13 protein-coding genes are annotated in these 13,928 nt (G+C 64.1%); 6 read left to right on the plus strand and 7 right to left on the minus strand.

All coding sequences use genetic code 11. The features are described from left to right. The first annotated feature begins 18 nt into the window (after positions 1 to 18). The 6 genes from kdpA to AC0NIL_RS09425 all read left to right on the plus strand — a co-directional run bounded on the left by kdpA (position 19) and on the right by AC0NIL_RS09425 (position 8,149). A complete protein-coding gene (gene kdpA, locus AC0NIL_RS09400) occupies positions 19 to 1,722 on the plus strand; it encodes a potassium-transporting ATPase subunit KdpA (RefSeq protein WP_224675276.1) in 1,704 nt (567 codons plus the stop codon). Positions 1,723 to 1,747: 25 nt separating this feature from the next. Beyond that, positions 1,748 to 1,945: a hypothetical protein gene (locus tag AC0NIL_RS09405; protein ID WP_224621338.1), complete on the plus strand. Its 198-nt coding sequence runs from the start codon at positions 1,748 to 1,750 to the stop codon at positions 1,943 to 1,945. Further along, positions 1,942 to 4,035, plus strand: a complete 2,094-nt coding sequence (gene kdpB, locus AC0NIL_RS09410) for a potassium-transporting ATPase subunit KdpB (protein WP_027161361.1) — start codon at positions 1,942 to 1,944, stop codon at positions 4,033 to 4,035. The genes AC0NIL_RS09405 and kdpB overlap by 4 nt, the downstream gene beginning before the upstream one ends. Before the next feature lie 74 nt (positions 4,036 to 4,109). Continuing rightward, positions 4,110 to 4,676: a potassium-transporting ATPase subunit KdpC gene (gene kdpC / locus AC0NIL_RS09415; RefSeq protein WP_473572557.1), complete on the plus strand. Its 567-nt coding sequence runs from the start codon at positions 4,110 to 4,112 to the stop codon at positions 4,674 to 4,676. Between the two features lie 54 nt (positions 4,677 to 4,730). Next, a complete protein-coding gene (locus AC0NIL_RS09420; protein ID WP_473572556.1) occupies positions 4,731 to 7,460 on the plus strand; it encodes a DUF4118 domain-containing protein in 2,730 nt (909 codons plus the stop codon). Then, positions 7,457 to 8,149, plus strand: coding sequence for a response regulator transcription factor (locus AC0NIL_RS09425; protein WP_013529648.1), 693 nt, complete (start codon positions 7,457 to 7,459; stop codon positions 8,147 to 8,149). The genes AC0NIL_RS09420 and AC0NIL_RS09425 overlap by 4 nt, the downstream gene beginning before the upstream one ends. A gap of 15 nt (positions 8,150 to 8,164) precedes the next feature. Here the strand turns inward: AC0NIL_RS09425 and AC0NIL_RS09430 are convergent, their stop codons facing one another. From AC0NIL_RS09430 to AC0NIL_RS09460, 7 genes are all read right to left on the minus strand, one after another. Continuing rightward, positions 8,165 to 9,601, minus strand: a complete 1,437-nt coding sequence (locus tag AC0NIL_RS09430) for an MFS transporter (RefSeq protein ID WP_473572555.1) — start codon at positions 9,599 to 9,601, stop codon at positions 8,165 to 8,167. Positions 9,602 to 9,823: 222 nt separating this feature from the next. Beyond that, positions 9,824 to 10,306 (minus strand): DUF992 domain-containing protein, encoded by a 483-nt coding sequence (locus tag AC0NIL_RS09435; RefSeq protein WP_127384935.1) that lies wholly within the window; start codon positions 10,304 to 10,306, stop codon positions 9,824 to 9,826. A 90-nt stretch (positions 10,307 to 10,396) separates the two neighbouring features. Further along, on the minus strand, positions 10,397 to 10,873 hold the full coding sequence (locus tag AC0NIL_RS09440) for a DUF992 domain-containing protein (protein ID WP_024502781.1): 477 nt from the start codon (positions 10,871 to 10,873) through the stop codon (positions 10,397 to 10,399). A 208-nt stretch (positions 10,874 to 11,081) separates the two neighbouring features. Continuing rightward, the gene (locus AC0NIL_RS09445; RefSeq protein WP_013529652.1) at positions 11,082 to 11,924 is read right to left on the minus strand and encodes a tetratricopeptide repeat protein; all 843 of its coding nucleotides are present in this window, start codon (positions 11,922 to 11,924) and stop codon (positions 11,082 to 11,084) included. Positions 11,925 to 12,062: 138 nt separating this feature from the next. Continuing rightward, on the minus strand, positions 12,063 to 12,341 hold the full coding sequence (gene rpsU / locus AC0NIL_RS09450) for a 30S ribosomal protein S21 (protein WP_013529653.1): 279 nt from the start codon (positions 12,339 to 12,341) through the stop codon (positions 12,063 to 12,065). 177 nt (positions 12,342 to 12,518) lie between these two features. Then, complete coding sequence (locus AC0NIL_RS09455) at positions 12,519 to 12,905, minus strand: SET domain-containing protein (protein WP_013529654.1); 387 nt, start codon at positions 12,903 to 12,905, stop codon at positions 12,519 to 12,521. Positions 12,906 to 13,016: 111 nt separating this feature from the next. After that, positions 13,017 to 13,775 (minus strand): SDR family oxidoreductase, encoded by a 759-nt coding sequence (locus AC0NIL_RS09460; RefSeq protein ID WP_473572554.1) that lies wholly within the window; start codon positions 13,773 to 13,775, stop codon positions 13,017 to 13,019. Between the last annotated feature and the right edge of the window lie 153 nt (positions 13,776 to 13,928).

Below are 13,928 nucleotides of genomic sequence, written 5' to 3' on the forward strand. Positions count from 1 at the left end.
GCACGGAAAGCCACAGCCATGACACTGAACGGTTGGATACAGATCCTGGTCTATTGCGGGATCGTGATATTGCTGGTGAAGCCGCTCGGCGGCTACATGCACCGCGTCTTCGACGGCGACCGGACGCTGCTCTCGCCCCTCTTCGGCCCGCTCGAGCGCGGGCTGTACCGTGTTTGCGGAACCAGCGAACGCGAGGAACAGCACTGGACCACCTATGCGGTCGCCCTGCTGCTCTTCAACCTTGCCGGCTTCCTGGTGCTCTACGCCCTGCAGCGCCTGCAGGGCAGCCTGCCCTACAACCCGGCCGGCATGACAGCGGTCGAGCCTGGGCTCGCCTTCAACACCGCCGCCAGCTTCATGACCAACACCAACTGGCAGAACTATGGTGGCGAGAGCACGATGTCCTATCTCGTGCAGATGGCCGGGCTGACGGTGCAGAACTTCGTTTCGGCGGCCACCGGCATTGCCATCGCCATTGCGCTGATCCGCGGCTTTGCCCGCGCATCGGGCAAGTCGATCGGCAATTTCTGGGTCGATATGACCCGCTCCACACTCTATCTGCTGCTGCCGTTCTGCGTCGTGCTGACGCTGGCCTATGTCTGGCTCGGCATGCCGCAGACGCTGGGCGCCTATGTCAACGCCACGACGCTCGAAGGCGCGCAGCAGACCATCGCCGTCGGCCCGGTCGCTTCGCAGGTGGCCATCAAGATGCTCGGCACCAATGGCGGCGGCTTCTTCAACGCCAATGCCGCGCACCCGTTCGAGAACCCCGACGCGATCTCCAACCTGATCCAGATGGTGTCGATCTTCGCCATCGGCGCCGCCTTGACCAATGTCTTCGGCCGCATGATCGGCAACCAGCGCCAGGGCTGGGCGATCCTCTCGGCCATGGGCGTCATGTTCATCGCCGGTGTCGCCATCTGCTACTGGGCGGAAGCCGCCGGCAACCCGCTGGTGCATGCGCTGGGCATCGACGGCGGCAACATGGAGGGCAAGGAGACACGTTTCGGCATCGCCTTGTCGGCGCTGTTTGCCGTCATCACCACGGCCGCTTCCTGCGGCGCTGTCAACGCCATGCACGGCTCGTTCACGGCGCTCGGCGGCATGATCCCGATCATCAACATGCAGCTTGGCGAAGTCATCGTCGGCGGTGTCGGCGCGGGCCTCTATGGCATCCTGATGTACATCGTCGTCGCCGTCTTCGTCGCCGGCCTGATGGTCGGTCGCACGCCCGAATATCTCGGCAAGAAGATCGAGGCCAAGGAGGTCAAGATGGCGATGCTGGCCATATTGTGCCTGCCGCTGGCGATGCTGATCTTCACGGCCATCGCCGTCGTGCTGCCGACCGGCGTGGCGTCGATGGGCAATGCCGGCCCGCACGGCTTCTCGGAGGTCCTCTATGCCTACACGTCGGCGGCGGCCAACAACGGTTCGGCCTTTGGCGGCCTCAGCGGCAACACGCCCTGGTACAACATCACCATCGGCATCGGCATGCTGATGGGCCGCTTCCTGGTCATCATCCCGGCGCTGGCCATTGCCGGCTCGCTGGTGGCGAAGAAAACGGTTCCGGCCTCCGCCGGCACCTTCCCGACCGACGGCCCGCTGTTCGTCGGGCTGCTGATCGGCGTCATCCTGATCGTCGGTGGCCTCACCTTCTTCCCCGCGCTCGCCGTCGGGCCGATCATCGAGCACCTGGCGATGGCTCACGGGCAGACCTTCTGAGGCCGCCATGTCGTGGTTCAATGCCATGCGCCGCAAGGTCGCCCACAGGGACGATCACGGAAAGGAGGAGGGACCTCCTCCTTTCCCGACCCTGTCGACGTTTCTCGGCCTTGCGGCAGTCATGCTCGTCCTCTGGCTGCTGGCCTACGGGCCGCCCCATCTCTTTTCGGCATCCGATCATCCGGTGCCGTCCAACAACACCGAAGCCGGAGCTTCAAAATGAGCAACTCGAAATCAGCCAGCATCATGGATGCCAGCATCCTGCTTCCCGCCATCGGCGGCGCCTTCCGCAAGCTCGACCCGCGCACGCTGGCCAGGAACCCGGTGATGTTCGTCGTTGCCGTCGTCTCGGCGCTCACCACGGTGCTGTTCGTCAAGGACCTGGTCTCCGGCGGCGGCAATCTCGGCTTCACGCTGCAGATCATCATCTGGCTTTGGTTCACCGTGCTGTTCGCCAACTTCGCCGAAGCGGTCGCAGAAGGCCGCGGCAAGGCGCAGGCGGATTCGCTGCGCAAGGCACGCACCGAGACCAAGGCCAAGCTTTTGACCGGTGAAGACCGCACCAAATACAAACTTGTGCCCGGCACCAGCCTCAAGGTCGGCGATGCCGTGCTGGTCGAGGCCGGCGACATCATCCCGTCCGACGGCGAAGTGATCGAAGGCGTCGCTTCGGTCAACGAGGCCGCGATCACGGGCGAATCCGCGCCGGTGATCCGCGAATCCGGCGGCGATCGTTCGGCGGTCACCGGCGGCACGCAGGTGCTGTCCGACTGGGTTCGCGTGCGCATCACGGCGGCTTCCGGCCACACCTTCCTCGACCGCATGATCTCGCTGGTCGAAGGTGCGGAGCGCCAGAAGACGCCGAACGAGATCGCGCTCAACATCCTGCTCGTCGGCATGACGCTGATCTTCGTGCTGGCCACCGCGACGATCCCGAGTTTTGCTTCCTATTCGGGCGGCTACATTTCGGTGACCGTTCTGGTGGCGCTGTTCGTCACCTTGATCCCGACCACGATCGGGGCGCTGCTTTCGGCCATCGGCATCGCCGGCATGGACCGCCTGGTGCGATTCAACGTGCTGGCCATGTCGGGTCGCGCCGTGGAAGCCGCAGGCGACGTCGACACGCTGCTGCTCGACAAGACCGGCACGATCACGCTCGGCAACCGCCAGGCGACGCAGTTCCGCCCGGTCAAGGGCGTCACCGAACAGGAACTGGCCGACGCGGCCCAGCTTGCCTCGCTCGCCGACGAAACGCCGGAAGGCCGTTCCATCGTCGTGCTGGCCAAGGAGAAATACGCCATCCGCGCCCGCGACATGGCAACGCTGCACGCCACCTTCGTGCCCTTCACAGCACAGACCCGTATGAGCGGCGTCGACATCGATGGTTCGTCGGTGCGCAAGGGCGCCGTGGATTCCGTGCTTGCCCATGTCAACCAATCGACGGTCGCAGCCCATGCCACGCGGCCCGGCAGCGATACCGTCAGGGATCTCCAGGCCATCGCCGACGAGATCGCCAAGTCCGGCGGCACGCCGCTGGCGGTCGAACGCGACGGCCGCCTGCTCGGCGTCATCCACCTCAAGGACATCGTCAAGGGCGGTATCAGGGAGCGCTTCACCGAACTGCGCCGCATGGGCATCCGCACGGTGATGATCACCGGCGACAACCCGATGACGGCGGCGGCCATCGCTGCGGAAGCCGGCGTCGACGACTTCCTCGCCCAGGCCACACCGGAGGACAAGCTGAAGCTGATCCGCGACGAACAGGCCAAGGGCAAGCTGGTTGCCATGTGCGGCGACGGCACCAACGATGCGCCGGCCCTCGCGCAAGCCGATGTCGGTGTCGCCATGAACACCGGCACGGTCGCCGCCCGCGAGGCCGGCAACATGATCGATCTCGACAGCGATCCGACCAAGCTCATCGAGATCGTCGAGATCGGCAAGGCGCTCTTGATGACGCGGGGCTCGCTGACGACCTTCTCGATCGCCAACGACGTCGCCAAGTATTTCGCCATCATCCCGGCGATGTTCGCCGTCTTCTACGTCGCACCGGGACAGACGACCGGCCCGTTGCAGGCACTCAACGTCATGCATCTGGCGACGCCGCAGAGTGCCATCCTGTCGGCCATCATCTTCAACGCGCTGATCATCATCGCGCTGATCCCGCTGTCGCTGAAGGGCGTCAAATATCGGGCCATCGGCGCCGGCGCGCTGCTCAGCCGCAATCTTCTCGTCTACGGCCTCGGCGGCCTCATCGTGCCTTTCGTCGGCATCAAGGCGATCGACATGATCGTCACCGCGCTTGGCCTCGCTTAACTCTTTGTTTTAACGCAATTCCCTAGGGAAAACCGCTTCACACTTTTCCTGGAATTGCTTTGAGGAACATCTCCATGCTCACCCAGATAAGACCCGCGATCATCATGATCGTCTTCTTCACGGTCCTGACCGGCCTGATCTATCCCCTGGGCATGACCGGCATCGCCCAGGCGCTGTTTCCGCGGCAGGCCAATGGCAGCCTGGTCGAGAGGGACGGCAAGATCATCGGCTCCGAATCGATCGGCCAGGGGTTTGCCAGCGACAAGTATTTCCACGGCCGCCCCTCGGCTGCCGGCGACGGCTACAATGCAGCCGCCTCGAGCGGCAGCAATCTCGGTCCGACCAATCCCAAGCTGATCGATCGTATCAAGGGCGAGGCCGAGAAGTTGAAAGCGGAAAAGCCGAACCAGCCTGTGCCGATGGACCTGGTGACGACGTCCGGCAGTGGCCTCGATCCCGACATCAGCCCGGAAGCCGCCTACTTCCAGGTCGCTCGGGTGGCCAAGGCCAGGGGCATCGAGGAAGCCAGGGTCAAGGCGCTTGTCGATGCCCAAGTCGAGGGCAGGGAACTCGGCTTCATGGGCGAGCCTGTGGTCAATGTGCTTGGCCTCAACCTTGCGCTGGACGTAGCGAAAGAGTGAATGGCGGCGGCCGGGGATCGACAGTACCCCCGGCGCCATCCATGATCGATCCCGATGCCTGACGACAGAAGCAGCGACACCAGACCCTCGCCCGACGCACTGCTTGACCATGCCGAGCGGGAGGGTCGCGGCCGCCTAAGAATTTTCCTCGGCGCGGCACCGGGCGTCGGCAAAACCTATGAGATGCTGATGTCGGGCCGCGCCAGGCTGGCCGACGGCGTGGATGTGGTGATCGGCGTCGTCGAGACGCATGGCCGCAAGGAGACGCTGGCCCTGGTCGAGGGCTATGAGGTCATTCCCCGCCGCAAGGTCGACTACAAAGGGCGCATCCTCGACGAGATGGATATCGACGCCATCCTCGCCCGGCGCCCGGCGCTGGTTCTTGTCGACGAACTCGCCCACACCAATGCGCCCGGCAGCCGCCATCCCAAGCGCTACCTCGACGTCCAGGAGATCCTGACGCACCGCATCGACGTCTATACGACGCTCAACATCCAGCATGTCGAAAGCCTGAACGACGTCGTCGCCCAGATCACCAAGGTCAGGGTCCGCGAGACGGTTCCCGATTCCATCATCGACCAGGCCGACGATGTCGAGATCATCGATCTCACCCCCGACGACCTGATCAAGCGGCTCGAGGAAGGCAAGGTCTATTTCCCCAACACCGCGCAGCGCGCGATCGAGAACTATTTCTCGCCGGGCAATCTGACGGCGCTCAGGGAACTGGCGCTGCGCCGCACCGCGCAGCGTGTCGACGACCAGTTGCTCATCCATATGCAGGCGCACGCCATTCCCGGACCATGGGCGGCAGGCGAAAGGGTCCTCGTCTGCCTCGACGCGCAACCTGGAGGAGCGGCCCGCGTGCGCTATGCACGCAGGCTGGCCGACCGGCTGCGTGCGCCGTGGACGGCGCTGCACGTCGACAGCACGCGCTCGGCCAGCATGCCCGAGGATGACAAGGACCGGCTGGCGACGAACCTGCGCCTTGCCCAGCAGCTTGGCGCCGAGGTGACGACCATTCCGGGTCAGAATGTGGCGCAGGACATCGTGCGTTATGCGACGGCGAACAATTTTACCCATATCGTCGTCGGCAGGCCGACCCGGTCGCGCTGGCGCGAATTGATCGAAGGCTCGCTCACCTATGATCTCATCCGCAACGCCGGCGATATCAGCGTCCATGTCATTTCGGGAAGCGAACGCGGCACCGAGGCGGCGTCGCGGAGCGTCAAGGCGGCCGACGAGCAGTGGCAGTTCGAAATCCGGCCCTATCTCAAGGCGACGGCCTTTGTCATCGGCTCGCTCGCCTTCGCCGTCCTTCTCGATCAGTTTCTCGACGTTCGCAATCTGGCGATCATTCTGCTCATCGGGGTGCTGGCATCGGCGGTGACCGGCGGCCTGTGGCCGGCTCTGTATGCTTGTTTCGTCAGCGCCCTTGCTTTCAATTATTTCTTCCTGGAGCCGCGCTATACGCTGACGATCAGGGATCCGGAGAGCATCGTCGCGCTTGGCGTCTTTCTCGTCGTTGCGGTCATTGCCAGCAATCTGACGGCGCGCGTGCAGCGCCAGGCGGTCGCCGCCCGCTCGCGGGCGCGGGCGACGGAGGATATCTACCTCTTTTCGAAGAAGCTCGCCGGCGCCGGGACGCTGGACGACGTCCTCTGGGCCACGGCCTTCCAGATCGCCTCGATGCTGAAGCTGCGCGTGGTGCTGCTTTTGCCGGAAGACGGGACGATCACCGTCAAGGCCGGCTATCCGCCTGATGACACGCTGGCCGAAGCCGACATCGCCGCCGCCCGCTGGGCCTGGGAGCACAATCGTGCCGCAGGTCGCGGCGCCGACACGCTTCCCGGCGCCAAGCGACTCTATCTGCCCTTGCGCACCGGGCGCACGGCCATCGGGGTCGTCGGCCTCGACAACGACAAGCAGGGGCCGCTGCTGACGCCCGAGCAGCAGCGGCTTCTCGACGCACTGGCCGACCAGGCGGCGGTCGCCATCGAGCGTATCCAACTGGTCGCCGACGTCGACCGGGCCAAGCTCGCCGCCGAGGCGGACAGGCTGCGCTCGGCGCTGCTCACCTCCATTTCCCATGATCTGAAGACGCCGCTCGCCGCCATCATGGGCGCCGCCGGCACGCTGCGGGATTTTTCAGCAGCACTTCCCGAACCGGATCGGGCCGAACTGCTGTCGACGGTGCTCGACGAATCCGAGCGGTTGAACCGCTTCATCGCCAATCTGCTCGACATGACCAAGATCGAGTCCGGCGCGATGGAGCCGAACTACGCCTTTCACTATGTCGGCGACATCGTCGGCTCCGCCCTGCAAAGGGCCAGGAAAATCACCGGCGAGCACAAGATCGAGACGGACATTCCCAGGGATTTGCCGATGTTGAAGGTCGACCCGGTGCTGTTCGAGCAAGCGTTGTTCAATCTTCTCGACAATGCGGCGAAATATGCCCCGGCCGGCTCGACGATCCGCGTCCAGGGCTGGACCGACAACGGCTCCGTCCTGCTGCAGATCATGGATGAAGGGCCGGGCATTCCTCCCGGCGATCTGGAACGGATTTTCGACACCTTCTACCGGGTGCGCAAGCGCGATCAGATCCGCGCCGGCACCGGGCTCGGCCTGTCGATCTGCCGCGGCTTCATCGAGGCGATGGGTGGCACGATCACGGCGGCAAACCGGACCGACGGTTCGGGCGCGGTCTTCACCATCAAAATGCCCAAGCCGGCAAATCCGCCCAACTTCGACGCTTCGAATACCGACGATGTGGGTGACCTGGCATGACCAACTCGAACGTCAGGATACTGGTCGTCGATGACGAGCCGCCGATCCGCAAGCTGCTGCGCGTCGGCCTCGGCAGCCAGGGCTACGCGATCAGCGAGGCGCCGAATGCCAGGGCGGCCATCGAGCTGATGGAGGCGGAGAAGCCGGACCTCGTCTTGCTCGACCTTGGCCTGCCCGGCATGAGCGGCCATGAGTTGCTGCGCAAATGGCGCGACGACGGCCTCGACATTCCGGTGGTCATCCTGTCCAGCCGGACCGACGAGGCCGGTATCGTCCAGGCCCTGGAGCTCGGCGCCGACGACTATGTCACCAAACCCTTCGGCATGAACGAACTGGTCGCACGCATCCGCGTGGCGCTCCGCCACAAGTTCCAGCAACAGGGCGAGAAGCCGATTTTCCAGACCGGCGATCTCAGCGTCGATCTGGTCAAGCGCATCGTCAAGGTCGAGGGCAAGGAGGTAAAGCTGTCGCCGAAGGAATACGACATCCTGCGCATGCTGGTGCAGCACGCCGGCAAGGTGCTGACCCACCATTTCCTGTTGAAGCAGGTCTGGGGCGACTCGACCGACGTGCAGTATCTCAGGGTCTATGTGCGGCAGCTCAGGCAGAAGATCGAGAAGAGCCCCGATCAGCCGCGCTACATCACCACCGAGACCGGCGTCGGCTACCGCCTGCGCGAGGTCGAATGAGCGGGTTGGGCGCTTCTAGCCAGTAGCTTCCAGCTGCTGGCCAAGCGGCCTGGAAACCCGCAAGGCCGCCAGGCAGCCGACAATGCCGAGCGGGACGAAGGCAAGAAACAGCCAGGACGCGACATTCGCCGCCGCGTCGTGGTTCAAACCTTGCGAAAAGCCGCTGGCATTGGCGACGATGCCGGCAAGGGCTGCACCCACGGCGTAGCCGATGCGCTGCATGGTCGGCACCGCCGCCGAGGCGATGGTCTGCTCGCTCTCCGGGGCGGAGGCGACGATGACGCGTGTCAGGAACGGCCAGGCGATGCCGAAGCCGCCGCCTTGCAACAGGGCGCAGATCAGGATGAGCGGGATGGAACCCAGGGGTATCGTGTAGGCAAAGCCGGCGATGCCGGCCGCGATCATCACCGCGCCGCTGATGATAATCAGCCGCTCGCGCCGCGGCGGCGCGTTGGCGACCAGGATCGACAGGATCGACCAGGCGATCGATTCGGCGGCGATGATGTAGCCGGTGGTCAGCAGCGGAATGTCGTGAAGGCTGGTCAGCAGCAGCGGCCCGTAGACGCCGAAGGAACAGGTGGCCACCGAAAAGGCGGCAACCATGGTCATGCCGGCGCCGACCGGCGTGCGCCATGAGAACAGCCGCGCCGGGAACAGCCGCGAAAGCGGCTTCAGCGCGTCGATGGTGAAGAACAGCAGCAGGCCGATGAGGCCGAAGGCCATCAGCAGCGAAGAGCGCAGCAAGGCGATGTCGACGCCGGCCGAGGCGATCAGCACCACGGCAACGGCAAGGCAGGCAAGGGCCGCGAACGGGAAGGGCGGCGCCCCGCCTGCGCTCGCCTTCGGCCTCGTCGCCTCCGGCGTGTCGAGCACGATGAAACTTGCCAGCGCCATGGCTGCGCCGCCGAGGGTGAAGATGCCGAAGGCCCAGCGCCATGACAAAAGCTCGGTCATGATCGCGCCGAGCAATGGTCCGCTGAAGGCGGCGACGCCCCAGATCGCCGACATGATGCCGAAAAGCTGCGGCCAGATGGCGCGCGAGAACAGTCGTTCGACCGAGACGAAGGCCAGCGACACCAGCGCACCGCCGCCAAGTCCTTCGATCAGGCGGCCGGCGAGGAACAGTTGCATGGAAGGCGAGGTGGCGCAGATCAGGGCGCCTGCTGCGTAGAGCAGGGCTGCGACCACCATGTTGGTGCGCAAGGGGACATAACTCACCAGCCGTCCGGCGGCCGCGCCGGCAACGATGGCACCGAGTTCGTAGATCGCCAGCGACCAGCCGACGAGCTGCACGCCCGCCAGTTCGCCGACCATGGCCGGCATCACCGTTGCCACCATCGTCTCGTTGGTGGCGTGCAACAGGATGCCGAGGCTGATGAAGCAGAAGCGCGCCAGGTCGCCGCTTGCCCATAATCCGCGCCAGTCGACCTTGTTTGTGCTGATCCCGGTCATTTTCACCCCTGTCTTGCATATCTCGACGCCAGCGCAGGACGCCAGAAGCCAGTGCGGGTTTCCGGCAGGACCATGCGGTTCGACAGCGCCGGATCGGGCGCCGCATCGAGGCGTTGTTGCGTTCGGGGCAGGCTTGTAAAACCTCAACCGGGGTTGAGCTCAAGCGGTTTTTTGGAGACCGTTCGCGCGGCAGCCTTTCCGATTGGCGGGTTCGTTGCGCGATCAGTTCTCGGTGCTGCGCAGCTGGAACTGGCTGACGCCGATCGCGAGGTTCATGCCGGTCTGCGTCTGCAAGCTGAGCGGCTGCAAGGTGAAGGCCTGAGCGGAGCCGCCGACCAGGAGATTGGCGCCGGCGCCGACGGCGGCCGTCACCTCGGCGCTGGCGCCGATGTAGTCGCCGGCCAGCGCACCCGGCGCGTAGATGTTCTTCAGCGGCGTCAGCACGATCCACTGCATGACCGTCTGCTTCGTCGTGCCGATGTCGAGGCCGTATTTGTTGACGGCGCCGAAATAGGCTTCCGGCGCGAAGCTCTTGTCGGCGGGGTTGAAGGTGCAGCTCAGATCCTTGCTCGAGCCGAAGATGAAGCCGGTGCCGCCGCCAATGGCACAGTCAAGCGTACCGAGCTCTATGCCTCGGTCCTGCGCCTGCGCTGCTCCGGCAAACACGGTAGCGAATATGGCAGCAGCAATGGCTGTCTTCAGCATGATGGTCCCTCAAAAATCAACGGCGCGGAACCATCCTATCTGGTTCCGCGCCGTTGGGTGAGGGGTCATGGAGCGCACGGCTCCATGCGATCACTTGAATGAATGGATCAGCTGGAGCGAGGTCACGGCCACGGCAAGGTTGACGCCGGTCTGCGCCTGGACGCTGAGCGGCTCCAGCATGAAGGCGCTGTCCAGGCCGCCAACCAGCAGATTGGCGCCGCCGCCGGTCACCACGCTCGCCTCGGCGTTGACGCCGTAATAGCTGCCGGCGAGATCGCCTCCGTCACGGTCCCGGGTCGCAGCCAGCACGGCCCAGACGAGCTGGCCCTGATGTGTCTGGCCGACATCGAGGCCGATCTTGGAGATGACGCCTGTGTAAACCTCGGACGGCCCGTGATGATGAGGCCGGAAGACACAGGACACGCCCTTGTTGGAAGCGACGATATAAGCGGTGCCGCCGTCGATGGTGCAATCGAGCGTGCCGAGTTGCAGCTTGCCGGCGCTGGCTGGAGCCACCGCGAACATCGTCGTGGCGAGGGCAGCGGCGCAGGCGAGTTTCTTGATCATGGGAGGGTCCTTTCGCAAATTGCTTTTCGATAACGGCTTGGGAGGCCAGACCGTTCCGCTGAAAACTTGGCGCGATCAAGGCAGGGGCCGAAAGCCTCCTGCCGGGGTTAATGCGCGGTTGCGAAGTGCGTCTTTTCGGACACGCCAAGGATCCCGCGGCATTTGGATGTCACGCGGATTTGTATGGGAAGCGTTTGCCGAACCGAGATCAGCTGACGCGGGCGAGGCCATCCTTGGCCGGCTGGTAGGTCGGGTCGAGGCGAACGGCTTCCTTATAGGATTTCGCGGCTTTGGCCTTGTCACCGCGCCGCTCGTAGATCAGCGCCTGGTTGGCCCAGGCCTCGGCGTTCTTGCCGTCGAGCTTGATCGCCATGTTGAAATCGGAGAAGGCGTTGTCCTCGTCATTGGTTGCCAGATAGGAGAGGCCGCGGCCGTTGTAGGGCTCGGCGGCGTCCGGCGCCAGCGAGATGGCGGTCGAGAAATCCTCGATGGCGAATTTGTGCTGGCCCTGGCTCTGATAGATCAGGCCTCGATTGTGGTAGGCGCGCGCGTCGGTCGTATCGAGTTGGATCGCCTTCTGAAAGTCGTTGAAGGCGTCCTGGGTGCGACCCGCCTTGCGGTAGAGATTGCCGCGGCCGATATAGGCGGCGTCATAGTTCGAGTTGATCTGGATCGAACGGTTGTAGTCCGCGAGTGCGGCTTCCTGGTTGCCGAGGAAGCGCTGGATGAGCGCACGATTCGAATAGGCCTGGAAGAAATTCGGATTGAGCTGGATGGCTTGATTGAAATCCTTGAGCGCCGCCTGGTACTGACCGCCACGGCCATAGGCCGAGCCGCGCACATTGTAGCCTTCGGGATCCTGGGGATTGCGCTGGATGACCGCCGACAGCGAGGAAATGTTCTCGCTCGAGCCTTGCGCCTTGTCGATGTTGTTGAATTCACCGGTCGGGCCCGCCGTTTGGCAGCCGGCAAGCGCCAGTCCGGAGAGCAGGGCCGCTGTCAGGGCGAAACCACGCAATGCGGTCCCGCGCTCCACGCTCGTTGCGTTCATGTCTGCCCTGTCCTCACTTCAAGCCGCGTCGTTCAGATCCGGCTCCCCCTCCGGACCGGTCACATCAAAACAAAAAGGTGGCGGCGATTCCACATCGCGCCACCTCTGATATCCTTCGAAAAGGACGAAAAATTGGCGTTAGAACCGCGGCGGACGCGGAGCGCCAGCTGCACCACCAGCGGCGCCGGCTGCAACAGGGCGCGGCGTCATCGGCAGCAGGCCTTCGCGCTGGGCGCGCTTGCGGGCCAGCTTGCGGGCGCGGCGAACGGCTTCAGCCTTTTCGCGGGCGCGCTTCTCGGACGGCTTCTCGTAGTGACCGCGCATCTTCATTTCGCGGAAAATGCCTTCGCGCTGCATCTTCTTCTTGAGAGCGCGAAGCGCCTGATCAACGTTATTGTCGCGGACGAGTACCTGCACGGGCAATCCTGTCTTTCGGGTTTGATATCAACAGGCAAGCGATCATAGCCGCTAGCCTCCGCGGCGGTTTACACCACGAATTGTGGCGGCTGATAGCAGAATCATGCCGCGCTGTCCACAGCGGAAATGAATTTGCGGTGTCAGCCGCAGTCTGTTTGCCTTGAGATAAGGAGCCGACTAGGCCGTCGCGAGGTGCAGCAGCTCGAAATCCTCGAAGAACTCGCCGTAGTCGCAGGTGATCTCCTCGCCCACGGCGATGTCGCGGGTCGCGGTGGCCCCGCCATATTGCGAAAAATCCGTATTCGGATTGCTGGAATGGTTCATGAAGCGGCCATTGTCGACTTCATAGACCATGAAACCTGGCCGGTCGGGGCTGGGATAGGCATAGCGGTCGAGCAGTTCCCTGAGATGCGGGGGTGCCGCTTCGTATTTGTCCATGGGGACCAGGCGGTCGAAATCCGGATCGAGCCGCCAGATCGAAGCGCCTTTCCTGATCGGCTCCGCAGCGAACACGCCGACGCCTTCGATCGCACTCGCAGTCACATAGGTTCTGATCAGCAACATGGTTCCAGACCCCGCTTTTGGACAGAAACGGCATCGCCAAATCGCGGCGAAAAATCAAGACCGGCCGTCTGCCTGGCGGCTATGAGCATGCATTCCGGACGCGAAAAGTCTTCACGTCCGATTGATCGACACGCCGCCATCGGCAAACAGAGCGGCTCCGGTGGTAAAGCTCGAGGCATCGGAGGCGAGATAGAGTGCCGAACGGGCGATCTCCTCCGGCATAGCGACACGCTTCAAAGCATGCAGGCCTTCGACGAAGGCCCGTGATTCCGGGGTCTTGAAGGTTGCCGCCGGCGTGTCTGTGCCGCCGGGCAGCAACGCGTTGACCCGCACGCCTTTCGGGCCGTATTCGGCGGCAAGCACCTGTGTCAGTCCGATCAGGCCGGCCTTGCTTGCGGCATAACTGGTCATGCCTGGCATGCCGACTGTGTGGCCGACGAAGGTGGAGGTGAAGATCAGCGAACCACCGCCACGCTCGACCATTGCCGGCACCTGGTATTTGGCGCCGAGAAACGCGCTGGTGAGATTGGTGTCGAGCGTCTCGCGCCAGCCTTCCAGCGGCAGTTCGGCTATCGGTCCCATCAGGCCGACAGCGCCGGCATTGTTGAAGGCGATGTCGAGCCCGCCGAATTTTTCGACCGCCAGATCGACAAGGGCCTTTGCGTAGGCTTCGTCGCGGACATCGCCGGCAAGCGCGAAGGCGATGCCATCGGCATCCGCGATTTCGGCGACAATCGCGTCGAGCTCGGCCTGGCGGCGGGCGGCGACGATGACCTTGGCGCCTTCCTCCGCGAAGAGTTTTGCCGTGGCGCGGCCGATGCCGGAACTGGCGCCGGTGACGATGGCGATCTTGTTGGCGAGTGCGAACATTTTTGCATCCTTTTCTTCGCGCCGGCTTGACCGGCGGTTGGGATGCTTGGTCGCAGATCGAGGCAAAGCGAGCCACCCGATACCCGCCAAGATGCTGGAAAGCGCCGACGCGCCGGATGCGTCTTTTTCACCACGGCGCAAAACGGCAAGCGC

The sequence above is a fragment of the Mesorhizobium sp. WSM1343 genome, assembly GCF_055901535.1.

Bases quoted from the DNA above. Each gene is read 5' to 3' on its own strand.
- kdpA (WP_224675276.1), top strand. From the start codon at position 19: ATGACACTGAACGGTTGGATACAGATCCTGGTCTATTGCGGGATCGTG.
- AC0NIL_RS09405 (WP_224621338.1), top strand. From the start codon at position 1,748: ATGCGCCGCAAGGTCGCCCACAGGGACGATCACGGAAAGGAGGAGGGA.
- kdpB (WP_027161361.1), top strand. From the start codon at position 1,942: ATGAGCAACTCGAAATCAGCCAGCATCATGGATGCCAGCATCCTGCTT.
- kdpC (WP_473572557.1), top strand. From the start codon at position 4,110: ATGCTCACCCAGATAAGACCCGCGATCATCATGATCGTCTTCTTCACG.
- AC0NIL_RS09420 (WP_473572556.1), top strand. From the start codon at position 4,731: ATGCCTGACGACAGAAGCAGCGACACCAGACCCTCGCCCGACGCACTG.
- AC0NIL_RS09425 (WP_013529648.1), top strand. From the start codon at position 7,457: ATGACCAACTCGAACGTCAGGATACTGGTCGTCGATGACGAGCCGCCG.
- AC0NIL_RS09430 (WP_473572555.1), bottom strand. From the start codon at position 9,601: ATGACCGGGATCAGCACAAACAAGGTCGACTGGCGCGGATTATGGGCA.
- AC0NIL_RS09435 (WP_127384935.1), bottom strand. From the start codon at position 10,306: ATGCTGAAGACAGCCATTGCTGCTGCCATATTCGCTACCGTGTTTGCC.
- AC0NIL_RS09440 (WP_024502781.1), bottom strand. From the start codon at position 10,873: ATGATCAAGAAACTCGCCTGCGCCGCTGCCCTCGCCACGACGATGTTC.
- AC0NIL_RS09445 (WP_013529652.1), bottom strand. From the start codon at position 11,924: ATGAACGCAACGAGCGTGGAGCGCGGGACCGCATTGCGTGGTTTCGCC.
- AC0NIL_RS09455 (WP_013529654.1), bottom strand. From the start codon at position 12,905: ATGTTGCTGATCAGAACCTATGTGACTGCGAGTGCGATCGAAGGCGTC.
- AC0NIL_RS09460 (WP_473572554.1), bottom strand. From the start codon at position 13,775: ATGTTCGCACTCGCCAACAAGATCGCCATCGTCACCGGCGCCAGTTCC.